A 22,967-nucleotide genomic window follows, 5' to 3' on the forward strand; every position below is an offset into this window, starting at 1 on the left:
ACCACTGACATGACCGCAACTCCTGATTCCGTTTCCCCGATCCTGCCCGGCGCGTGGCTGGGCATGGTCGGCGGCGGCCAGCTCGGCCGCATGTTCTGCTTTGCCGCCCAGTCGATGGGCTATCGCGTCGCCGTGCTCGATCCCGATCCGACGAGCCCCGCCGGCGCGGTCGCCGACCGTCACCTGCGCGCGGCCTACGACGACGAAGCCGCGCTCGCCGAACTCGCCGAACTGTGCGATGCCGTGTCGACGGAATTCGAGAACGTGCCGGCCGCGAGCCTCGATTTCCTCGCGCGCACGACGTTCGTCGCGCCGGCCGGCCGCTGCGTCGGGGTCGCACAGGACCGGATCGCGGAGAAGCGTTTCATCGAGGCGTCGGGCGTGCCGGTCGCGCCGCACGTCGTGATCGAATCGGCGGCGGCGCTCGCCGCCCTCGACGATGCCGCGCTCGACGCGGTGCTGCCGGGCATCCTGAAGACGGCGCGCCTCGGCTACGACGGCAAGGGCCAGGCGCGCGTGAGCACCGCGCGGGAAGCGCGCGACGCGCATGCGTCGCTCGGCGGCGTGCCGTGCGTGCTCGAGAAGCGCCTGCCGCTGAAATACGAAGTGTCCGCGCTGATCGCGCGCGGCGCGGACGGCCGCTCGGCCGCGTTCCCGCTCGCGCAGAACGTGCATCACAACGGCATCCTCGCGCTGACGGTCGTGCCGGCGCCGGCCGCCGATGCCGCGCGCGTCGAGGAGGCGCAGCAGGCAGCCGTGCGGATCGCCGATACGCTCGGCTACGTCGGCGTGCTGTGCGTCGAATTCTTCGTGCTGGAAGACGGCTCGTTCGTCGCGAACGAAATGGCGCCGCGCCCGCACAACTCCGGCCACTACACGGTCGATGCGTGCGCAACGAGCCAGTTCGAGCAGCAGGTACGCGCGATGACGCGCATGCCGCTCGGCAACCCGCGCCAGCACTCGCCGGCGGCGATGCTGAACATCCTCGGCGACGTGTGGTTCCCGAACGGTGCGGCCGAGGCCGTCACGCCGCCGTGGGACACGGTCGCCGCGATGCCGGCCGCGCACCTGCACCTGTACGGCAAGGAAGAAGCGCGCGTCGGCCGCAAGATGGGTCACGTGAACTTCACGGCCGAGACGCGCGACGACGCGGTTGCCGCGGCCACCGCGTGCGCGCAGCTGCTGCGCGTGCCGCTCGACTGAGGCACCGGCCGATGTCCATCGATCTCCCGAACACCGTGACGCCCGCGCAGATCGACGCGGCTGCCGCGCTGCTCGACGCGGGGCAACTCGTCGCATTCCCGACCGAAACCGTGTACGGGCTCGGCGGCGACGCGGCGAATCCCGAGGCCGTCGCGCGCATCTATGCGGCGAAAGGGCGGCCGGCGAACCATCCGGTGATCGTGCATCTGCCGCCCGGCGGCGACCCGGGCTACTGGGCCGACGACCTGCCGGCCGATGCACAGGCGCTGATCGATGCATTCTGGCCGGGCCCGCTGACGCTGATCCTGAAGCGTCATGCGCGCATTCCGGATGCCGTGAGCGGCGGCCAGGATTCGGTCGGCCTGCGCTGTCCGTCGCATCCGGTCGCGCAGGCGCTGCTGGCCGCGTTCAGCGCGCGGCGCGGCGGCCACGGCGGCGTCGCCGCGCCGTCCGCGAACCGCTTCGGCCACGTGAGCCCGACTACCGCTCAGCATGTGCGCGAAGAATTCGGCGACACCGTGCACGTGCTCGACGGCGGTCCGTCGGAAGTCGGCATCGAATCGACGATCCTCGACCTGTCGCGCGGCTTTCCGGCGCTGCTGCGCCCGGGCCACGTGACGCCGCAGCAGATCGCCGACGTGCTCGGCCGCGCGCCGCGCCTGCCCGACGGCAGCGATGCGACCGCGCCGCGTGCGTCCGGCACGCTGAAGGCGCATTACGCGCCGCGCACGCCGCTCGCGCTGCTGCCGTTCGACGCGCTCGAGCCGCTGCTCGCGGCCGCGCAGACCGACGGCGAACGCGTCGCGCTCGTCGCGCGCGCGTCGCGCGCGGGACGCTGGGCGCAGGCCGACGGCGTGCATTTCGTCGCGGCGCCGGAAGATCCGCAGGCGTATGCGCGCGATCTGTACGGGATGCTGCGCGCGCTCGATCGTGCGCAGGTCGCCCGCATTCTCGTCGAGAAGCTGCCCGAGACCGTCGAGTGGATCGCGGTCAACGATCGTCTCGGTCGTGCGGCCGCGGCGTTCGAAGCGCGCGACTGACGCAACTTTCCGACGCCGTCGGCTCCGGAATGAAAGAACGCCCGACCGGCGAACCGGTCGGGCGTTCTTGTTTGCGCGCGTGGCGGGCGGCTTACTTGCCGACGCCCGAAGCCGCGATCTGCTTCTCCACGAACTGTGCGAACAGCGCGTGCAGGCGCGTCGTCGGGTGGACCGTGTCGGCGAACATGTAGGTCTGGTCCGCGTTCGGGACCGTGTAGGTCTGCGGCGAGCAGAACAGCGACGAGCCGAATGCGGTCGCGTTCGCGACGCCGTACTGCGTGGCGGCCGCGACCATCGCCTTCAGGTTGCACGCGGTGTCGGTGTTCGACACGCTGAAGCCGTTCGCCTGGAAGTTGGCCGCGATGCCGTCCTGCCACGTGAACGTGTCGAGCAGCGCGACCTTCGTCGTGTCGACCTTCAGCGCAGCCAGCGTGCCGGCGAGCGTCTGGTTGAACAGCCCCGACAGTTGCGTGAACGCGGCCTGCGTCTGCGCGCCGCCCTGCAGCGCGAGCGGCGTGCCGCCGATGTCCGGCACGTTCGACACGTACACGTGCGCCGCGCCCGCCGCGACGATCTGCTGGACGATCCCGCCGAGCTGCTGCGCGGCCAGGCCGATCGCCTGCGCCGCCGCGAGTTGCGCGGCCGGCGTGTTGCCTTGCGCCTGCGCGACCTGCGCCTGGTAGAAGATGTCGTTCGCGCCGCCGTTGACCAGCACGATCTGGCCGGCGTTGAAGCTGCCGTGCTGCGTCAGGTACTGCTTGACCTGATCGGCGATCGGCGTCGTGGTCGCCTGCGCGTAGTCGGCGTTCGGCACGCTCGCGTCCGCGTGGCCGATGCCCGGCTGCAGCGTCACGCGCGAGCCGCCCTGTGCATAGCCGAGGCCGCCCGTCGCCTGCAGCGGAATGCCGAAGCCGCCCTGGTTCGCGGGCTGCAGCGTGTCGCCGTAGTACTGCGCGACGTCCTGGGTCCACACCTGGCCGGGGTTGGTCGTGAAGCGGCCGCCGCCGAAGCCGAGCTTGATCTGCGAGTAGGTGCCGGCGTCCGACAGGCTGTCGCCGAACGACACGATCTGCATTTTCACGCCGGACGGCGGCGTGTTCGACGCGCTGCTGCTGTTGTTGTCGTCGCCGCCGCCGCATGCGGCGAGCAGGGCGAGCGCGGCGCCCGCGATCGCGACCTGCGCGGTGCGCAGCAGGCGTTGACGGTTGCGCGACGGGAATTGTCGTTGTGACTGCATCGTTCGATCTCCTCGTAGATATGGCCCGATGTATTTCTCATCTGCCGCGCGTCTCCTCAGGTACTGGCTGCGCGGCGGCCGTTGGCTGAAGCGGTTTATTGGTCGCGCACGGCCGCGAGCGGCGTGGTGCGCGGATCGTGGTTTGCGGCCTCGGCGATCTGCGCATGATAAGCGCTCGCCCATTCGGGCGGGCCGAAAATCGCGCGCAGCTTGTTGCGCCATCCATGGACGCGCAACGCGTCGGCCGCCATCGACACCCACTCGTGAAACGTCGCGACGAGCGGGTTGTTCGAGCCGAGCGGCTCGACGATTCCGAATTGCGGCGGATCGTCGGGCGACTCCTCGACGTAGCTGCCGAACAGGCGATCCCAGATCACGAGCACACCTGCGTAATTGCGGTCGATGTAGCGCGGGTTGCGTGCATGGTGCGCGCGATGGATCGACGGCGTGTTGAGCACGTATTCGAGCCAGCCGAGCTTGCCGATCGCCTGCGTGTGCACGAAGAACTGGAACGCGAGGTTGATCAGCACGACGCCGACGATCTGCTGCGGCGGAAAGCCGAGGAACGCGAGCGGCAGCCAGAACGCCCACATGCCCGCGACGGGATACATCAGGCTCTGCCGGAACGCGGTCGAGAAATTCATCCGCTCGGACGAGTGGTGCACGACGTGCGCGGCCCACAGCCAGCGCACGCGATGGCTCGCGCGATGGAACCCGTAGTAGAGGAGATCCTGGCCGACGAACAGCACGGCGAACGACAGCCAGCCGTCGTGCCACGTGAACAGCCGGAAATGTGCGTAGCAGTACGCATAAACGGGGATCACGAACAGCCACGCGAGCTTGTCGGCGGCCTGGTGCATCAGCGCGAGCGCCGCATTGCACAGCGTGTCGCGCCACGCATAGAGATGATCCTGCGCGCGCGTGCGGGCGAGGTGCCAGGCCTCCCACGCGATGCAGAGCAGGAAGACGGGCGCCAGCGCGAGCAGAAGCAATTCGACGTCGAATCGCATGGACGTGTCTCCTCCTTTCCCCTGCAAGCCGTGAGGCCGGGCGTATGGCCCGTTGTAGATATCGGTCAGGCCAACAGCCTACGCAATCGGCACGCGCTAGGCGAGGGGGCAGCGTAGAGGGTTCCCTCTGAGCGGCCCAAACCGGTCGCTTCGCGCCAGGCCGCCGAGGGGGCGTCCTGCGGGGCGGAAAACCTGGGGGCGGCCCGGCGTTTTCTTGAGGACTGGGTTTCTACGGAAGCCATGCGGAACGGGGCCGCGCGGTGCGGCCCCGTTTCATGGGCACGGCTGGCGGGCGCTGCGCGGCGCGCCGGCGGCCGGGACCGTTTCAAACCGCGCGGCGAGAACGCCCGGGGTGCGGGGCGCCCCGACATGTGGCGCCGCCCGCGATCGACGCAAGCCGGCAGCGCGGCATGCGTGCGCCGCTTCGCGGCGCGTGCGTCGTCAGTGCGCGCCCGCGTAGATCCATTCGAGCAGCGTGTCGTGCGCGGCACGCGCGCCTTCGGCGCGATCGTCGTTGATGAAACTGACGACGATGTAGCTCTGCCCGTCGGCGCCCGCGACGTAGCCCGCGATCGCGCGCACGTCGCGCAGCGTGCCGGTCTTGATGTGCGCGTTGCCGAGCACGCCCGCGTTGGTGAGACGGTTCTTCATCGTGCCGTCGATGCCGGCGATCGGCAGCGAATCGATGAACGCCTGCGCGACGGGGCTTGCATTCGCGGCCTGCAGCAGCGCGGCGAGCGACTGCGCGCTCACGTGTTCTTCGCGCGACAGGCCCGAGCCGTTCTCGAGGTCGAGGTCGGGCATCGCGATCCCGCTCTTCTGCAGGAACGCGCGAATCGCGCGGCTCGACTGCTCGGGCGTCGCGGGCGGCTTGCCGGCGACCGCGCCGATCGTCAGGAACAGGTTGCGCGCCATCACGTTGTTGCTGAACTTGTTGATGTCGTAGACGATGCTGCCGAGCACGGGGCTGTGATGGACCGCGAGCGGCCGTGCGGTGGTCGGCACCTTGCCTTCGCTGACGGGGCCCGCGATCGTGCCGCCGTCCTGCTGCCACAGCGCGAGGAAGCCGCGTGCGAAGAACGTCGTGTGATCGAGGATCGCGAGGTTCGTGGTGTGCGCGCCGCAGCGCAGCGGATAGTCGCCGGCGAACGAGGCGGTCATGATGTCGCCGCCGGCCGACAACGTCGGACGCGCGGCCGCGGCCGCCGCGCCGCACGACCCGGTGCCTTCGACCAGCTGGTTGTCGATCGACAGGTTCGCGAGCGGCGGCAGCACGTCGACGGCGATCTTGCCGTCGTCGCCCGGCGTCACCGTGAACGACACGGCCTTGAACGCATACAGCAGCGGATCGGGGCCGACGTTGTACGGCGCGCTCACGTCGTCGTCGAACGACGGCAGGTCGCGCGTCGACGCGGCGAAATAGCTCTTGTCGAGCACGAGGCCGCCGGCCACGCGCTTGATGCCGGCCTTGCGCAACTTGTCGACGAGGTCGATCAGTTCCTCGGGTACGAGCTTCGGATCGCCGGTGCCCTTGATGTAGAGGTTGCCCTGCAACGTGCCGTCCGGATCGACCGAGCCGTCCGCATACGCGGTGGTGCGCCAGCGGAAGTCGGGGCCGAGGATCGACAGCCCCGAGAAGGTCGTGACGAGCTTCATCGTCGACGCCGGCATCATCGGCCGGCTCGCGTTCCACGCGATCAGCGGCTCGGGATCGCCGACGCGCTCGACGACGACGCTCATCGCCGAGGCAGGCACCTTCGCGCGCTGCAGTGCGACGAGCACGGACGCCGGCAGGCCGGCCGCCCGCGCGGCGGGCGACACCACGGCGGTCTTGCGCGCTTCCTTGTGGGACTTCTTGCGGGCCTGGGCGGACGGTGCGAACGCAAGGGCCGTGCAGGTGGCGACGACGGCGGCCGCACGCAGGAAGGGGCGGGCGCGGGGGGCGAACCGGGCGGAAAAATCGGAAATCGGCATGGGCGAATACGGGAAAAGCGTCGGGCTCGGGCAGGGCGCGCGCGGCGCCGGAGCGCACATTGTAGAGACAAGTGCGCACACGCCCCTTGCAATCCGCCTTTCTGTTGCATTGCAGGCGGCGCACGCGATTCGCGGCGCTACAATGGTCGCCATGTCTTACTCGTCAGATGGGTTCCGGTTCCGATGCGGATTCTGCTTGTTGAAGACGATCGAATGATCGCCGAGGGCGTACGCAAGGCGTTGCGCGCCGACGGCTTCGCGGTCGACTGGGTGCAGGACGGCGACGCCGCGCTCACGGCGCTCGGCGGCGAGACGTACGACCTGCTGCTGCTCGACCTCGGCCTGCCGAAGCGCGACGGCATCGACGTGCTGCGCACGCTGCGTGCGCGCGGGCAGTCGCTGCCGGTGCTGATCGTCACCGCGCGCGATGCGGTGGCCGATCGCGTGAAGGGGCTCGACGCGGGCGCCGACGACTACCTCGTCAAGCCGTTCGACCTCGACGAACTGGGCGCGCGGATGCGCGCGCTGATCCGCCGCCAGGCGGGGCGCAGCGAGTCGCTGATCCGCCACGGCGCGCTGACGCTCGATCCCGCGTCGCACCAGGTGACGCTCGACGGCGCGCCCGTCGCGCTGTCCGCGCGCGAGTTCGCGCTGCTCGAGGCGCTGCTCGCGCGGCCCGGCGCGGTGCTGTCGAAAAGCCAGCTCGAGGAAAAGATGTACGGCTGGGGCGAGGAGATCGGCAGCAACACGGTCGAGGTCTACATCCACGCGCTGCGCAAGAAGCTCGGCTCGGACCTGATCCGCAACGTGCGCGGGCTCGGCTACATGGTCGTCAAGGAAAGCTGACGCGTGCGGTCGATTCGTCATCAACTACTGATCTGGCTGCTCGCGATCGTCGTCGCGGGCGTGGGCGCCGCGGGCTGGCTGATCTACCGGCAGGCGCTCGCCGAAGCGAACGAGCTGTTCGACTACCAGCTGCAGGAAATCGCCGCGGCGCTGCCGTCCGAGCCGTTTTCGCAGGTGTTCGGTTCGCGCACCAACGGCGACGAAGGCATCGTGATCCAGATCTGGAACCGCAACGGCGTGCTGATGTACTTCTCGCATCCGCGCGCGCCGATCGCGCCGCGCGCGGAACTCGGCTTCTCGACCGAGCGCACCGATCGCGGCGAATGGCGTGTGTACGGCGCGATCGTCGGCGACAACGTCGTGCAGCTCGCGCAGCCGCTGTCGGTGCGCAACCGGCTCGCGGCGAACGTCGCGCTGCGCACGCTGTGGCCGCTGATCGTGCTGCTGCCGTTTCTCGGCGCGGCGGTCTGGATGATCGTCGGGCAAGGGCTCGCGCCGCTCGAGCGTCTCACGCGCGCGGTCGAGGCGCGCCGGCCGGAAGCGCTCGATCCGTTGCCCGATGCACGCCTGCCGCTCGAGGTGCAGCCGCTCGTGCGCGCGCTGAACGGGCTGCTCGCGCGGCTCGCGGCCGCGCTCGACACGCAGAAGGCCTTCGTCGCCGACGCCGCGCACGAGCTGCGCACGCCGCTCGCGGCCGTGCAGATCCAGGCGCAGCTCGTCGCGCGCGCGAAGGACGACACGTCGCGCCGCGAGGCGCTCGCCGATCTGCAGGACGGCGTCACGCGCGCGACGCGCCTCGCCGAGCAATTGCTCGCGCTGGCGCGCGCCGAACCGGACGGCGCGACGATGCGCGAGCCGGTCGACCTGCAGGCGCTGCTGGTCGAATGCGTGGCCGCGCATGCACCGCTCGCGCAACGGCACAGCATCGATCTCGGCTTCGAGGAGACGCGCGCGGCGACCGTCGTCGCGGACGTCGGCGCGCTGCGCGTGATGTTCGGCAACCTGCTCGACAACGCGGTGAAGTACACGCCGGACGGCGGCCGCATCGACGTGTCGCTGACGCGCGACGCGGCAGGCCGCGCGTGCGTGCAGATCGGCGACAGCGGCCCCGGCATCCCGGCCGAAGAGCGCGAGCGCGTGTTCGACCGCTTCTACCGCGACAGCTCCGCGCGGGCGCGGGCCGACGTGTCGGGCAGCGGGCTGGGGCTCGCGATCGTCAAGCGCGTGGCGGCTCAGCAGGGCGCGACCGTGACGCTCGGCGACGCGGCCGCGGGCGGCCTGCTCGTGAGCGTCGTGTTCCGCGATGCCGGGCTGCCGCAGCCGGCGCCGCAGGCGTCCGAATCCGTATGACGAACGGCACACCGCGCGGGCGCCGCGCGCTAGCGGCGGCCTAAGCCCCGCTTAAGGTCGATTAAGCCTCCTTTAAGTCAGCGTCGTTACGCTGCGTCCTAACAACGAGGAGGTCCTACGATGAACACCCGATTCCTTGCGCGCGGCGCCGTCGCGGTCGCCGTGGCGGCCGCCCTGTCCGCCGGTTATGTCGCGGGCACCCGCCGCGCCGATCCGCAGATCATCACGCCCGCGCAGGCCGCCGCGCTGATGCCGGCCGAGGCCGCGGCGAAGACCGGCATTCCCGATTTCTCCGGGCTGGTCGAAACCTACGGCCCGGCGGTCGTGAACATCAGCGCGAAGCACGTCGTGAAGCAGGTGTCGCGGCGCGTGCCGCAGCCGCAGCTGCCGATGGATCCGAGCGATCCGTTCTACCAGTTCTTCAAGCACTTCTACGGCCAGGTGCCGGGCATGGGCGGCGACACGCAGCCGGACGACCAGCCGAGCGCGAGCCTCGGGTCGGGATTCATCGTCAGCTCGGACGGGTACATCCTCACCAATGCGCACGTGATCGACGGCGCGAACGTCGTCACGGTCAAGCTGACCGACAAGCGCGAGTACAAGGCGAAGGTCGTCGGTGCCGACAAGCAATCCGACGTGGCGGTGCTGAAGATCGACGCGAGCGGCCTGCCGACCGTGAAGATCGGCGACCCGGCACAGAGCAAGGTCGGCCAGTGGGTCGTCGCGATCGGTTCGCCGTACGGCTTCGACAACACGGTCACGTCCGGCATCATCAGCGCGAAATCGCGCGCGCTGCCCGACGAGAACTACACGCCGTTCATCCAGACCGACGTGCCGGTGAACCCCGGCAACTCGGGCGGCCCGCTGTTCAACCTGCAGGGCGAGGTGATCGGCATCAACTCGATGATCTACTCGCAGACGGGCGGCTTCCAGGGCCTGTCGTTCGCGATCCCGATCAACGAGGCGATCAAGGTCAAGGACGAGCTCGTGAAGACCGGCCACGTGAGCCGCGGCCGCCTCGGCGTCGCCGTGCAGGGGCTCAACCAGACGCTCGCGAGCTCGTTCGGACTGCAGAAGCCGGACGGCGCGCTCGTCAGCTCGGTCGACCCGAATGGCCCGGCCGCGAAGGCCGGCCTGCAGCCGGGCGACGTGATCCTCGCGGTCAACGGCTCGCCGGTGGCCGACTCCACGTCGCTGCCCGCGCAGATCGCGAACCTGAAGCCGGGCTCGAAGGCCGACCTGCAGGTGTGGCGCGACAAGTCGACGAAGTCGATCAGCGTGACGCTCGGCGCGATGACCGACGCGAAGCTGGCATCGAACGACGGCGGCCCGGTCGAGCAAGGGCGCCTCGGCGTCGCGGTGCGGCCGCTCACGCCGCAGGAGCGCAGTGCCGCCAACCTGTCGCACGGGCTGATCGTGCAGCAGGCCGGCGGCCCGGCAGCCAGCGCGGGCATCCAGCCCGGCGACGTGATCCTCGCGGTCAACGGCCGCCCGGTCACGAGCCCCGAGCAGTTGCGCGACGCAGTCAAGGGAGCAGGCAACAGTCTTGCTCTCCTGATCCAGCGGGATAATGCACAGATCTTCGTGCCGGTCGACCTGAGCTGACCGGCGGCCGTTGCGGGCCGGCCTGGCCGGCCCCGACGGGCGCCGCCGGCGTGCGGCCCGTGGTGCTGTGTTCCGACCCGAAAGGAGGGAGCCATGCAATATCTACGCAACGTGTCCCGATTTGCCGTCGCGGCGGCGCTGGCCGCCGGCTTCGCCGCCGCCGCGCCCGGCGCGTACGCGCAATCGGACGGCTTGCCCGCGGCGAGCCAGCAGGGCGATGTCAGCTACGTGTCGGGCGGCATCGGCAAGGATCAATCGACGGCATTCGAGAGCAACGAGGCGGCGTGGCCGCTGGCGCTGCGGTTCACCGGCAAGGGCGGCGAATACCTGGCCGACGTCCATGTGCGGATCGTCGACGGCAAGGGCACCGAGCTGCTGGCGACGGACGCGCGCGGGCCCTACATGCTCGTGAAGCTGCCGCCGGGGCGCTACACCGTGCACGCGTCGTACCAGGGCAGCGACGAATCGCGCGCGGTCACGGTCGGCGCGAAGGGCGGCGCGAAGGTCGCGTTCCAGTGGAGTGCGCAGTAGCGCGTCGCGCGCAGGCCCGGCCGGGCCGCGCAATCGGGCCCAGTTTCGCCCATAATGAAGGCCACGGCACTTGTGCCGTGGCTTTTTCGTTTCCGGCCCGCGGCTTGCGCGCCGGGACCGCCGCCCGGAGGAGAAACGATGTCCGATGCCGCCGACCCTCGCCTCGAAATCGTGCCGAACCGCCATCGCGTGCGCGTGATCCATCGCGGCATCACGTATGCCGATTCGCACGGCGCGCTGACCGTGCGCGAAACGGGCCTGCCGGATATCCATTACCTGCCGCGCGGCGACGTGAACATGCACCGGCTCGTGAAGTCGAGCGTCACGACGGACTGTCCGCTGAGGGGCCGGGCCGTGTATTTCGACCTGCAGACCGAAGACGGCGTGATCGAGAACGCCGCATGGAGTTACGAGGAACCGGGGGCGACCGCGTCCGCGCTTGCGCACTACGTCGCCTTCGACGTCGCACGGGTCGACAGTCTCGTCGAGACGTCCTGATGCGGCGCGTGTTCATCGGGGAGGCATCATGGAACTGAACGACACGTTACGCGTACCACTCGCGCCGGCTGTCGTGCGGGCGGCGCTCGAGGATCTCGCGCTGCTGCGGGCGAGCTTCGATCATTGCGAATCGTTCGTGAAGCTCGCGCGCGGCGAGTTCGCGCTGACCATCACGGTGCCGCTCGGCCCGCTGCGCGCGCGCTACGACGTGCGTGCGCATTCGGCGAGCGAGCAGGGCGACGCGGAAGGGCAGCCGCGCCGCGTGCTCAACTTCAAGGCGCGGGCCGACGGCCTCGGCGCGCTGCGCGGGCAGGTCGAGCTCGTGCTGCGGCCGGACGATGACGACACGGCCGCGACGTGCATCGAATACGTGGTGTGGGCGACGGCGAGCGGGCCGCTCGCCGAACTGCCGGCGCGGCAGATCGAGAACGCGCTGCACGAGTGGACGGACGATTTCTTCCGCGAATTCTGCGCGGTCGTGCAGGCGAAGCACGGTCTCGTGCCGAACCGCGCGCGCTCGAGCCCGCAGCGTCGCCAGCATGTGTTCCTGCGGCCGGCGTCGCTGATGGCCGCGGCGAAGCGTCCGCTGCCGCACCTCGGCGGCGCGCTCGGCGGCCGCGCCGCGAGCGCCGTGCATCATCGCGAATCGGGTCCGCTGCCCGTCTGGGCGTGGGCCGCGATCGTCGTGTTCGTGGCGCTGCTGCTGTACGCGGCGCGCTGGATCAACGGCGCCTGAGCGCCTGCGCGCGCCGCCGCTAGCGTCGGGCGTCGGGCCCGGCGCCGCGAAATTCCTTCCGATATGCCGACGGCGACGTGCCGAGCGCGCCCGCGAAATGCTGGCGCAGCGACACGCTCGAGCCGTAGCCGGCCGCCTGCGCGATCGCGTCGATCGATTGTCCGGTGGTTTCCAGCAGATGCTGCGCACGCGTGAGCCGCTCCGCCTGCAGCCACGCGGTGACGGTCGTACCCGTCGCCTGGCGGAAGTGGCGCGTGAAGGTGCGCCGGCTCATCAGCACGCGTTCGGCGAGCGAATCCACACTGTGCGCGACGTCGAGATGCGCGCGCACCCAGTCGAGCAGGCCCGCGAGGCGCGCGTCGCGCGGATGCGCGGCGACCGGCTGCGGCACGTATTGCGCCTGGCCGCCCTGGCGGTGCGGCGGGATCACGAGACGCCGCGCGATCTGGTTCGCGGCGTCCGAGCCGAAGCGCCGCCGCACGACGTGCAGGCAGCAGTCGAGCCCCGCGGCCGTGCCGGCCGACGTCATCAGGTTGCCGTCGTCGACGTACAGCACGTCGGGGTCGAGCTTCACGCGCGGAAAGCGCTGCGCGAAGTCGTCGGCCCACGCCCAGTGCGTCGTGGCCGGGCGCCCGTCGAGCAGCCCGGCCGCGGCGAGCACGTACGCGCCGAGGCACAGGCCGACCACCTGCGCGCCGCGCGCGGCGGCCGCGCGTACCGCATCGACCAGCACGTCCGGCGGCGCTTCGTCGGGATCGCGCCATGCCGGCACGATGACGATGTCCGCGTCGTCGAGCGCGTCGAGCCCGTACGGCGCGGTGATCGTGAAGCCGCCCGTCGTCGACAGCGGGCCGCGCTCGGCCGAGCACACGCGGCACTCGAACGCGGGCATCGCGGCCGCATCGCGCTCCTTGCCGAACACGACGGACGGCACCGACAGGTGGAACGGGCTGATGCCGTCGTACGCGATCACGGCGACGACGGTCGGGGCGGGGGCAACGAGCGACGCAGCGGCGCGCATGACGGGCTCCGGGGTGGCGATGGCCCGATTCTATCGAAGAATGGCTATCGGGCCACTGTCCGCCGGCGCGATGCAATCCGACAATGCATCGCATCGCGCTGCTGTCCGCCCCGTTCCGGAGCGGGGCGGCGCGGCCGAACCCGGAGCCTGCCATGTCGAACGCCGTATCGTCTTCCGCTTCCCGCCGTGCCCTGATCGTGATCGATGTCCAGAACGAATACGTGACGGGCAACCTGCCGATCGAATATCCGCCCGTCGACGCGTCGCTGGCGAACATCGGCCGCGCGATCGACGCCGCGCACGCGGCCGGCGTGCCGGTGATCGTCGTCCAGCACGTCGCGCCGGCGGGCGCGCCGATCTTCGCACCGGGCACCGACGGTGTCGCGCTGCATCCGGTCGTCGCCGACCGGCCGTATGCGCACCTCATCGTGAAGGCGCAGGCCAGTTCGTTCGCCGGCACCGATCTCGCCGCGTGGCTCGACGCGCACGGCATCGATACGCTCGCGGTCGTCGGCTACATGACGCACAACTGCAATGCGTCGACGGTCTATCACGCGGCCCACGCGGGGCTCGCCGTCGAATACCTGGCGGACGCGACCGGCGCGTTGCCGTACGCGAACGAAGCGGGCGCGGCGAGCGCCGAAGAGATTCACCGCGCGTACACGGTGGTGTTCCAGTCGAATTTCGCGGCCGTGATGTCGACCGACGCATGGATCGCGGGACTCGGCGGCGCGGCGATGCCGACGCGCGATTCGGTGGCCGCGTCGAACCGGCGGGCCCGCGCGCAACGCGCGAAGGCGGCCTGAGCCGGTCAGTCGCCCGTCTTCAGCATCGCCGGGCTGTAACGCATCATATCGAAGCAGCCGTCGACGAGCTGTTCCGCATGCTGCTCGGCGTCGATCTCGTCGGGCAGCATCAGCATGTCGCGCACGAAACCGCTGACGAGCGTGTGCAGCATCAGCGTCGCGCGCCACGTGTCGAGCCGCTCGGGCAGCAGCTTGAGCCGCACGGCGCCCGCGAGATCGGCATCGATCGCGTGCAGCGCCTCGCTCATCCCCGCGCGGTTGCGCTGCAGCAGCGGTTCCATGTCCGCGACGTACTCGCACTTCATGAACAGGATGCTGAACACGCGCCGCAACTGCGAGTCGCGCTGCACGCCGAGCAGGCACCAGATCAGGATCTTGCGGATCTTCTCCAGCGGATTGCCGCCGGGCGCATCGAGCGGCATCCGCTTGAGTTCGTCGATCGGCAGGAACACGCGGTCGAACATCGCGTCGAACAGCTCGCTCTTGTTCGCGAAATGCCAGTAGATCGCGCCGCGCGTCACGCCGGCGTGATGGGCGATGTCCGCGAGCGACGTGTGCGACACGCCCTTCTCGAAGAACACGTGTTCGGCGGCGTCGAGAATGCGGTTGCGCGTCTCGAGCGCCTCCTCCTTGGTGCGTCTGACCATGTGCAGGCCTGAATGGATCGATCGTAGGTGAATATAGGGTCCGTAACCCTCGTCGCGGCTGTGCGGACGGGCTATGCTTGCGACTGGTAATAATTCGTAAGACTTGGCGGTTGGCGACGGACGAGCGGGCTTTTTACATACATTCGTGAATGTATATACAATACCACCCTACGATCGAATGACCAAAGTGGCAATCAGTTAATATCCCACTCTGCTGATTCCCGCCAAAGTACCAGTCCGCAGTTCGCGGCATCTCGTCGGCATGGAGGTCTCGTGCCGACTTGCTGTATCCAGTAGTCCAGTAATTCAGGTGTTCGATCTGCGCCGCGAGGCGCATCCGTGTGGCGCTCCGTCCGTGCGCCGCACTCATTCCATTGGTTACACACAGAGGTCGCTCCATGCGCGTCGAACGGGTTCCATACCGCTTGATCACTGTCGCGGCAGCCGCGGTTTTCCTGGCTGCATGCGGAAAAAAAGAATCGGCACCGCCGCCGCAAACGCCGGAAGTCGGCGTCGTCACCGTCCAGCCGCAAGCCGTGCCGGTCTACAGCGAACTGCCGGGCCGTACCAGCGCATTCCTCGTTGCGCAGGTCCGCGCGCGGGTCGACGGCATCGTGCTGCGCCGTGAATTCACCGAAGGCACCGACGTCAAGGCCGGCCAGCGTCTGTACAAGATCGATCCGGCGCCGTACCTCGCTGCATTGAACAGCGCGAAGGCGACGCTCGCGAAGGCGCAGGCGAACCTCGTCACGCAGAACGCGCTGGTCGCGCGCTACAAGGTGCTGGTGGCCGCGAACGCGGTCAGCAAGCAGGACTACGACAACGCGGTGGCCACCCAAGGGCAGGCCGCGGCGGACGTCGCGGCCGGCAAGGCGGCGGTCGACACCGCGCAGATCAATCTCGGCTACACGGATGTGGTCTCGCCGATCACCGGCCGCGTCGGCATTTCGCAGGTGACGCCGGGCGCGTACGTGCAGGCGAGCCAGGCGACGCTGATGTCGACGGTGCAGCAGCTCGATCCGGTCTATGTCGACCTGACGCAGTCGAGCCTCGACGGGCTGAAGCTGCGCCAGGACGTGCAGAGCGGCCGCCTGAAGACGAGCGGCCCGGGCGCGGCGAAGGTGTCGCTGATCCTGGAAGACGGCAAGACGTACTCCGAAGCCGGCAAGCTGCAGTTCTCCGACGTGACGGTCGACCAGGCCACCGGCTCGGTGACGATCCGCGCGGTCTTCCCGAACCCGGGCCGCGTGCTGCTGCCGGGGATGTTCGTGCGCGCACGGATCGAGGAAGGCGTGAACGAGAACGCGTTCCTGGTGCCGCAGATCGGCGTCACGCATGACCAGAAGGGCCAGGCGATCGCGATGGTGGTGAACGCGAGCAACAAGGTCGAGCCGCGTCCGCTGAAGACGGCGGGCATGCGCGGCCAGGACTGGATCGTCGAAGGCGGTCTGCAGGCGGGCGACCACGTAATCGTGCAGGGGGGCGAGAAGGTGCGTCCGGGCGCGACCGTGAAGTCGGTGGAGGCACAACTCGCACCGGCGGCCGGTGCCGCATCGGGTGTCGCCGCTGCCACCGCCGCGCCGGCTGCCGCCGGTTCCGGCGCCGCCGCCGCGTCCGGCGCCGCCGCATCGGGCGCAGCGCCGGCGAGCGCCGCCGCTGCTTCGAGCGCGCAATAACAGGGAGCCTGTTTCATGGCAAAGTTTTTTATCGATCGCCCGATCTTCGCGTGGGTGATCGCCATCATCCTGATGCTGGCCGGGGTTGCGGCGATCTTCACGCTGCCGATCGCGCAGTATCCGACGATCGCGCCGCCATCGATCCAGATCACCGCGAACTACCCGGGCGCTTCCGCGAAGACGGTGGAAGACACGGTGACGCAGGTGATCGAGCAGCAGATGAGCGGTCTCGACAACTTCCTGTACATGTCGTCGACGAGTGACGACTCGGGCAACGCCACGATCACGCTGACGTTCGCGCCGGGCACCAACGCCGACATCGCACAGGTCCAGGTGCAGAACAAGCTGTCGCTCGCGACGCCGGTTCTGCCGCAGGTCGTGCAGCAGCTCGGTCTGTCGGTGACGAAGTCGAGCAGCAGCTTCCTGCTGGTGCTCGCCTTCAACTCCGAAGACGGCAGCATGAACAAGTACGACCTCGCGAACTTCGTGGCGTCGCACGTGAAGGATCCGATCAGCCGGTTGAACGGCGTCGGTACCGTCACGCTGTTCGGCTCGCAGTACGCGATGCGGATCTGGCTCGACCCGACCCGCCTGACGAACTACGGCCTCACGCCGGTCGACGTGACGAGCGCGATCACCGCGCAGAACGTGCAGATCGCGGGCGGCCAGATCGGCGGCACGCCGGCCAAGCCGGGCACCGTGCTGCAGGCGACGATCACCGAATCGACGCTGCTGCAGACGCCCGAGCAGTTCGGCAACATCCTGCTGAAGGTCAACCAGGACGGCTCGCAGGTGCGCCTGAAGGACGTCGCGCAGATCGGCCTCGGCGGCGAAAACTACAACTTCGACACGAAGTACAACGGTCAGCCGACCGCGGCACTCGGTATCCAGCTCGCGACCAACGCAAACGCGCTCGCGACCGCGAAGGCCGTGCGCGCGAAGATCGACGAGCTCGCACCGTTCTTCCCGCACGGTCTCGTCGTGAAGTATCCATACGACACGACGCCGTTCGTGAAGCTGTCGATCGAGGAAGTGGTCAAGACGCTGCTCGAAGGTATCGTGCTCGTGTTCCTCGTGATGTATCTGTTCCTGCAGAACCTGCGGGCGACGATCATCCCGACGATCGCGGTGCCGGTCGTGCTGCTCGGCACGTTCGCGATCATGTCGCTGGTGGGCTTCTCGATCAACACGCTGTCGATGTTCGGCCTCGTGCTCGCGATCGGCCTGCTGGTGGACGATGCGATCGTGGTGGTCGAGAACGTCGAGCGCGTGATGGCGGAAGAGGGGCTGTCACCGAAGGAGGCGACCCGCAAGGCGATGGGCCAGATCACCGGCGCACTCGTCGGCGTCGCGCTCGTGCTGTCGGCGGTGTTCGTGCCGGTCGCGTTCTCCGGCGGGTCGGTCGGCGCGATCTATCGTCAGTTCTCGCTGACGATCGTGTCGGCGATGGTGCTGTCGGTGCTGGTCGCGTTGATTCTGACGCCGGCCCTGTGCGCGACGATCCTCAAGCCGATCCCGCAGGGCCATCACGAAGAGAAGAAGGGCTTCTTCGGCTGGTTCAACCGCACGTTCAACAACAGCCGCGACAAGTACCACGTCGGCGTGCACCACGTGATCAAGCGCTCGGGCCGCTGGCTGATCATCTACCTGGTCGTGATCGTCGCGGTCGGCCTGCTGTTCGTGCGCCTGCCGAAGTCGTTCCTGCCCGATGAAGACCAGGGCCTGATGTTCGTGATCGTGCAGACGCCGTCGGGCTCGACGCAGGAAACGACCGCGAAGACGCTCGCGAACATTTCCGACTACCTGCTGAAGGACGAGAAGGAAATCGTCGAATCGGCGTTCACGGTCAACGGCTTCAGCTTCGCCGGCCGCGGCCAGAACTCGGGTCTCGTGTTCGTGCGCCTGAAGGACTACTCGCAGCGCCAGCACGCGAACCAGAAGGTCCAGGCGCTGATCGGCCGGATGTTCGGGCGCTATTCGGGCTACAAGGACGCGATCGTGATCCCGTTCAACCCGCCGTCGATTCCGGAACTCGGCACCGCCGCCGGCTTCGACTTCGAGCTGACGGACAACGCCGGTCTCGGCCACGACGCGCTGATGGCCGCACGTAACCAGCTGCTCGGGATGGCGTCGAAGGATCCGACGCTGCAGGGCGTGCGTCCGAACGGGCTGAACGATACGCCGCAGTACAAGGTCGACATCGATCGCGAGAAGGCGAATGCGCTCGGCGTGACGGCGGATGCGATCGACCAGACGTTCTCGATCGCGTGGGCGTCGAAGTACGTGAACAACTTCCTCGACACCGACGGCCGGATCAAGAAGGTGTACGTGCAGTCGGATGCGCCGTTCCGGATGACGCCGGAGGACATGAACATCTGGTACGTGCGCAACGGGTCGGGCGGGATGGTGCCGTTCAGCGCGTTCGCGACCGGTCACTGGACGTACGGTTCGCCGAAGCTCGAGCGTTACAACGGCGTGTCGGCGATGGAAATCCAGGGTCAGGCCGCACCGGGCAAGTCGACCGGTCAGGCGATGACCGCGATGGAAGGGCTCGCGAAGAAGCTGCCGGTCGGTATCGGCTATTCGTGGACCGGCCTGTCGTTCCAGGAAATCCAGTCCGGCTCGCAGGCGCCGATCCTGTACGCGATCTCGATCCTCGTCGTGTTCCTGTGTCTTGCGGCACTGTATGAAAGCTGGTCGATCCCGTTCTCGGTGATCATGGTGGTGCCGCTCGGCGTGGTCGGCGCACTGCTCGCGGCGACGATGCGCGGCCTCGAGAACGACGTGTTCTTCCAGGTCGGCCTGCTGACCACGGTGGGCTTGTCCGCGAAGAACGCGATCCTGATCGTCGAATTCGCGCGCGAACTGCAGATGACGGAGAAGATGGGGCCGATCGAGGCTGCGCTGGAAGCGGCGCGCCTGCGGCTGCGTCCGATCCTGATGACGTCGCTCGCGTTCATTCTCGGCGTGATGCCGCTCGCGATCAGCAACGGCGCGGGTTCGGCGAGCCAGCACGCGATCGGTACCGGCGTGATCGGCGGGATGATCACGGCGACGTTCCTCGCGATCTTCATGATCCCGATGTTCTTCGTGAAGATCCGCGCGATCTTCAGCGGCGAGAAGGAAGACGTCGACCAGGCGCTGCGTCTGGCTCAGGAGCACTCGCACCACGAAGAGAAGCCGGGCAACGGCGACGAAGGCAACAAGGGACAGTGATGATGCAAAAACACGCTTTGACTGCAATCGCGGTCGCGCTGCTGGCCACGGGCTGCACGATGGCGCCGCACTACACGCGGCCCGACGCGCCCGTCGCGCAGGCGTACCCGGCCGGCGGCGTCTATGCGACGCAGCCGGGCGCTGCCGGCGCGCGCAGCGCGAACGGCCAGGCGGCGACCGCCATCGGCTGGCGCGAATTCTTCGTCGATCCGCGCCTGCAGCGGCTGATCGAGATCGCGCTGAAGAACAACCGCGACCTGCGCGTGTCGGTGCTGAACATCGAGGCGGCGCGCGCGCAGTACCAGATCACGCGCGCGGGCCTGTTCCCGACGCTCGACGGCACGGGCACGGGCAGCATCCAGCGCGTGCCGCAGGGCCTGTCGCAGACGGGTGCGCCGTATATCTCGCGGGCCTACAACGTCGGCGTTTCCGCGTCGTGGGAACTCGACCTGTTCGGTCGCGTGCAGAGCCTGAAGGATCAGGCGCTCGCGCAGTACCTGTCGACGTCGTACGCACGGCAGGCCGCCGAGATCTCGCTGGTGTCGCAGGTGGCGGATCAGTACCTGACGCTGCTGTCGACCGACGACCTGCTGCAGGTCACGGAAAACACGCTGAAGTCGGCCCAGGCGTCGTACGACCTGACCAAGCTGCAGTTCGACAACGGCACGGGCTCCGAGCTCGAGCTGCGTCAGGCGCAGACGGTCGTCGAGACGGCGCTCGCGAACCAGCAGGCGCAGGCGCGCGCGCGTGCACAGGCACTGAACGCGCTGGTGCTGCTGATCGGCGAGCCGCTGCCGGACGATCTGCCGGCGGGCATGCCGCTCGACGCGCAGAACCTGCTGACGGACGTGCCGGCCGGTCTGCCGTCCGACCTGCTGACGCGTCGTCCGGACGTGATGCAGGCCGAGCAGACGCTGCTGGCCGCGAACGCGAACATCGGCGCGGCACGCGCGGCGTTCTTCCCGCGCATCTCGCTGACGGGCGCGTTCGGTACCGGCAGCCCGACGCTCGGCGGCCTGTTCAAGGCTGGCACCGCGGCGTGGTCGTTCGCGCCGCAGATCACGATGCCGATCTTCGAAGGCGGGCAGAACATCGCGAACCTGAACCTCGCGAACGTGCAGAAGCGCATCGAGATCGCCAACTACGAGAAGGCGATCCAGTCGGCGTTCCGCGAAGTGTCGGACGGGCTGGCCGCACGCGGCACGTACGACCAGCAGATCGCCGCGCTCGAGCGCAACGAGCACGCGCAGCAGCGTCGCTTCGACCTGTCGGACCTGCGCTACAAGAACGGTGTCGACAGCTACCTGTCGGTGCTGACCGCGCAAACCGACCTGTACTCGGCACAGCAGTCGCTGATCAGCGCGCGCCTGGCACGCTGGACGAACCTCGTCACGCTGTACCGCGCACTGGGCGGCGGCTGGATCCAGCACGCGGGCGAGACGCCGCGCGCACCGGACGAGACGGTCGACTACGACAAGGCGGCTGCTCCGGCCGCTGCGTCGGCGGCAGCGACGAACGGGTAAGCACGACGGCGGGCAGGGGCGGGCGACCGCGCCGGTTCGCCGAAGTCGCGGTCCCCGGGATGAGACAACGCCACGGACGAAGGTCCGTGGCGTTTTTTTATGTGCGGCCGGTTCGGTTGGCCGCGACCGCGGATCGTCATCACCGGCACCTCCGCTATCGTCGCTCAATCACTCGCCGCAAAGCAAAACGCCACGGCAAGCCGTGGCGTTTTTCCTTTACCGTATCGCGCCGTCCTTCGGCGCGTCCGGGTCGGACCGATCAGTGATGCACGTCGGCCGGGCGTCCGTCGAAGTCATGCCCTGCGCGGCGGATCTCGCAACGCGCGTCTTTCTCGCCCTTCACGCCGTTGAACACGACGTTCAGGATCACGGCGGTGGCCGACGCGAGCAGGATGCCGCTATGCAGGATCGGGGCGAGCGCGGGCGGCAGCTTCGAGAAGAAGTGCGGCGACACGACCGGCACGAGGCCCATGCCGACGCTCACGGCGACGATGAACAGGTTGTGCGAGTTGTTCACGAAGTCGACCTTCGACAGCACCTTGATGCCGTTCGCGGCCACCATCCCGAACATCACGATGCCCGCGCCGCCGAGCACGAACGGCGGCACCGACGCGACGACCTGCGCCATCTTCGGGAACAGGCCGAGCAGCACCAGGATCACGCCGCCCGTCGCGCAGACGAAGCGGCTCTTCACGCCCGTCACGCCGATCAGGCCGACGTTCTGCGAGAACGACGTATGCGGGAACGAGTTGAAGATGCCGCCGATCAGCGTGCCGAGGCCGTCGACGCGCAGGCCGCGCACGAGGCGGTCCTGGTTGACCGGACGATCGACCATGTCGCCGACCGCGAGGAACATGCCGGTCGATTCGATGAACGTGACGAACATCACCGTGACCATCGTCGCGATCGACAGCGGGTCGAAGTGCGGCAGGCCGAAGTGGAACGGCATCACGAAGCCGACCCACGGTGCGTGCGCGACGCCGTCGGTATTCACGCGGCCGATCGCGAACGCGATCACGAAGCCGGCGACGATGCCGAGCAGCACCGAGATGTTCGCGAGGAAGCCGCGGCCGTACTTGTTGATCAGCAGGATCAGCGTGAGCACGAGCAGCGACAGGCCGAGGTAGACGGGGCTGCCGTATTCGGGGTTGCCGACGCCGCCGGCTGCCCAGTTGATCCCGACTTCCATCAGCGACAGCCCGATCACAGCGATCACGGTGCCGACCACGACCGGCGGGAAGAACCGCAACAGCTTGCCGATCATCGGCGCGAGCACGATGCCGATGATGCCGGCCGCGATGGTCGAGCCGAAGATGTCGAGAATGCCGAGGCCGGGGTTGGTGCCGATCGCGATCATCGGGCCGACGGCCGCGAACGTGCAGCCCATAATGACGGGCAGGCGGATCCCGAAGATCCACAGGCCGAGCGTCTGGATCAGCGTGGCGATGCCGCACGAAAACAGATCGGCGCTGATCAGGAACGCGATCTGGTCTTTCGGCAGCTTCAGCGCGCCGCCGACGATAAGCGGCACGGCGACGGCGCCGGCGTACATGACGAGGACGTGCTGGAGACCAAGCGTTACAAGCTTGCCGGTCGGCAGCACCTCATCGCACGGATGGACCGTGTTCGATTGCATCTGTCTCACTCCATGATCTTGTTTTCGGGGTGGTACGAAGTTATGCGGAATGCCACATCGCAACAAGAGCGCTGGGTTCTATTCCGTTCTTTGCTGGTTCGATATGCCTGGTCGGCATGAAACAGGGTGTCGATCATCGGGAAACTGCCGCTGGAGTGAGGTTCCCCGGTTTTATAGCCCTACAAAATAGCGCGGACCCCCGTGTCAAATATCGGCCGCTTTATGGTGTGTATCGCGACCGCGGCATAGTGGCAAAAACGACCGGCGAAAAATCGCGCCGGGTTAACCCGCGAGCGGCTGTTTTGGCGGGCAAGGTGCAGCCCGGCGTGGGCGGTCGTGCACGGCCGTGTTTTCGCGTCGCCGCGCGGCCGAAAGCGTCGCAAAAATCGGGGCGAATGGCGCGATCCCGCTA

The 22,967-nt window shown here is 68.5% G+C and carries 18 protein-coding genes; 12 read left to right on the top strand and 6 right to left on the bottom strand.

Annotated features, from left to right (window positions below; all coding sequences use genetic code 11):
• Window positions 1-9: 9 nt before the first annotated feature.
• Together U4Z64_RS14310 and U4Z64_RS14315 are read left to right on the top strand one after the other, a co-directional pair.
• Window positions 10-1,203 carry a 5-(carboxyamino)imidazole ribonucleotide synthase gene (locus U4Z64_RS14310; RefSeq protein WP_321820292.1) on the top strand — a complete coding sequence of 398 codons (1,194 nt, stop codon included), beginning with the start codon at window positions 10-12 and terminating at the stop codon, window positions 1,201-1,203.
• An 11-nt stretch (window positions 1,204-1,214) separates the two neighbouring features.
• Window positions 1,215-2,243 carry an L-threonylcarbamoyladenylate synthase gene (locus U4Z64_RS14315; RefSeq protein WP_044844499.1) on the top strand — a complete coding sequence of 343 codons (1,029 nt, stop codon included), beginning with the start codon at window positions 1,215-1,217 and terminating at the stop codon, window positions 2,241-2,243.
• Window positions 2,244-2,334: 91 nt separating this feature from the next.
• Here U4Z64_RS14315 and U4Z64_RS14320 read toward each other — a convergent pair whose 3' ends face one another.
• From U4Z64_RS14320 to dacB, 3 genes are all read right to left on the bottom strand, one after another.
• The gene (locus tag U4Z64_RS14320) at window positions 2,335-3,480 is read right to left on the bottom strand and encodes an SGNH/GDSL hydrolase family protein (protein WP_321820293.1); all 1,146 of its coding nucleotides are present in this window, start codon (window positions 3,478-3,480) and stop codon (window positions 2,335-2,337) included.
• 95 nt (window positions 3,481-3,575) lie between these two features.
• Window positions 3,576-4,490 carry a sterol desaturase family protein gene (locus U4Z64_RS14325; protein WP_321809368.1) on the bottom strand — a complete coding sequence of 305 codons (915 nt, stop codon included), beginning with the start codon at window positions 4,488-4,490 and terminating at the stop codon, window positions 3,576-3,578.
• A gap of 441 nt (window positions 4,491-4,931) precedes the next feature.
• A complete protein-coding gene (gene dacB, locus U4Z64_RS14330; RefSeq protein ID WP_321820294.1) occupies window positions 4,932-6,464 on the bottom strand; it encodes a D-alanyl-D-alanine carboxypeptidase/D-alanyl-D-alanine-endopeptidase in 1,533 nt (510 codons plus the stop codon).
• A gap of 183 nt (window positions 6,465-6,647) precedes the next feature.
• On the opposite strand from dacB, the gene U4Z64_RS14335 reads away from it, so the two are divergent.
• From U4Z64_RS14335 to U4Z64_RS14360, 6 genes are all read left to right on the top strand, one after another.
• A complete protein-coding gene (locus U4Z64_RS14335) occupies window positions 6,648-7,310 on the top strand; it encodes a response regulator (RefSeq protein ID WP_044844495.1) in 663 nt (220 codons plus the stop codon).
• 3 nt (window positions 7,311-7,313) lie between these two features.
• Window positions 7,314-8,660 carry an ATP-binding protein gene (locus tag U4Z64_RS14340; protein WP_044844494.1) on the top strand — a complete coding sequence of 449 codons (1,347 nt, stop codon included), beginning with the start codon at window positions 7,314-7,316 and terminating at the stop codon, window positions 8,658-8,660.
• A 120-nt stretch (window positions 8,661-8,780) separates the two neighbouring features.
• Window positions 8,781-10,265, top strand: a complete 1,485-nt coding sequence (locus U4Z64_RS14345) for a DegQ family serine endoprotease (protein ID WP_044844493.1) — start codon at window positions 8,781-8,783, stop codon at window positions 10,263-10,265.
• A 93-nt stretch (window positions 10,266-10,358) separates the two neighbouring features.
• Complete coding sequence (locus U4Z64_RS14350) at window positions 10,359-10,796, top strand: carboxypeptidase-like regulatory domain-containing protein (protein WP_124570685.1); 438 nt, start codon at window positions 10,359-10,361, stop codon at window positions 10,794-10,796.
• A gap of 138 nt (window positions 10,797-10,934) precedes the next feature.
• Complete coding sequence (locus U4Z64_RS14355; protein WP_044844491.1) at window positions 10,935-11,294, top strand: DUF427 domain-containing protein; 360 nt, start codon at window positions 10,935-10,937, stop codon at window positions 11,292-11,294.
• A 28-nt stretch (window positions 11,295-11,322) separates the two neighbouring features.
• Window positions 11,323-12,030: a CoxG family protein gene (locus U4Z64_RS14360; RefSeq protein ID WP_321799201.1), complete on the top strand. Its 708-nt coding sequence runs from the start codon at window positions 11,323-11,325 to the stop codon at window positions 12,028-12,030.
• 19 nt (window positions 12,031-12,049) lie between these two features.
• On the opposite strand, the gene U4Z64_RS14365 is transcribed toward U4Z64_RS14360, so the two are convergent.
• The gene (locus U4Z64_RS14365; protein WP_321820295.1) at window positions 12,050-13,051 is read right to left on the bottom strand and encodes a helix-turn-helix domain-containing protein; all 1,002 of its coding nucleotides are present in this window, start codon (window positions 13,049-13,051) and stop codon (window positions 12,050-12,052) included.
• A 152-nt stretch (window positions 13,052-13,203) separates the two neighbouring features.
• Here U4Z64_RS14365 and U4Z64_RS14370 point away from each other — a divergent pair, with 152 nt between their 5' ends.
• Window positions 13,204-13,857: a cysteine hydrolase family protein gene (locus U4Z64_RS14370; RefSeq protein ID WP_321820296.1), complete on the top strand. Its 654-nt coding sequence runs from the start codon at window positions 13,204-13,206 to the stop codon at window positions 13,855-13,857.
• Window positions 13,858-13,862: 5 nt separating this feature from the next.
• Here U4Z64_RS14370 and U4Z64_RS14375 read toward each other — a convergent pair whose 3' ends face one another.
• A complete protein-coding gene (locus U4Z64_RS14375) occupies window positions 13,863-14,504 on the bottom strand; it encodes a TetR family transcriptional regulator (RefSeq protein ID WP_124486934.1) in 642 nt (213 codons plus the stop codon).
• Between the two features lie 398 nt (window positions 14,505-14,902).
• Here U4Z64_RS14375 and U4Z64_RS14380 point away from each other — a divergent pair, with 398 nt between their 5' ends.
• Genes U4Z64_RS14380 through U4Z64_RS14390 form a run of 3 tightly spaced genes read left to right on the top strand, consistent with a single transcriptional unit; the run spans window position 14,903 to window position 20,919 of the window.
• Complete coding sequence (locus tag U4Z64_RS14380) at window positions 14,903-16,180, top strand: efflux RND transporter periplasmic adaptor subunit (RefSeq protein ID WP_124486935.1); 1,278 nt, start codon at window positions 14,903-14,905, stop codon at window positions 16,178-16,180.
• A gap of 15 nt (window positions 16,181-16,195) precedes the next feature.
• Window positions 16,196-19,396 carry an efflux RND transporter permease BpeB gene (bpeB, locus tag U4Z64_RS14385; protein ID WP_044844486.1) on the top strand — a complete coding sequence of 1,067 codons (3,201 nt, stop codon included), beginning with the start codon at window positions 16,196-16,198 and terminating at the stop codon, window positions 19,394-19,396.
• Complete coding sequence (locus U4Z64_RS14390; protein ID WP_044844485.1) at window positions 19,396-20,919, top strand: efflux transporter outer membrane subunit; 1,524 nt, start codon at window positions 19,396-19,398, stop codon at window positions 20,917-20,919. Before bpeB ends, U4Z64_RS14390 begins: the two co-directional genes overlap by 1 nt.
• Before the next feature lie 259 nt (window positions 20,920-21,178).
• Here the strand turns inward: U4Z64_RS14390 and U4Z64_RS14395 are convergent, their stop codons facing one another.
• Complete coding sequence (locus U4Z64_RS14395; protein WP_185640842.1) at window positions 21,179-22,555, bottom strand: nucleobase:cation symporter-2 family protein; 1,377 nt, start codon at window positions 22,553-22,555, stop codon at window positions 21,179-21,181.
• Between the last annotated feature and the right edge of the window lie 412 nt (window positions 22,556-22,967).

Origin of the sequence: Burkholderia sp. BCC1996, assembly GCF_905339955.1 — a bacterium.
GTDB lineage: Bacteria > Pseudomonadota > Gammaproteobacteria > Burkholderiales > Burkholderiaceae > Burkholderia.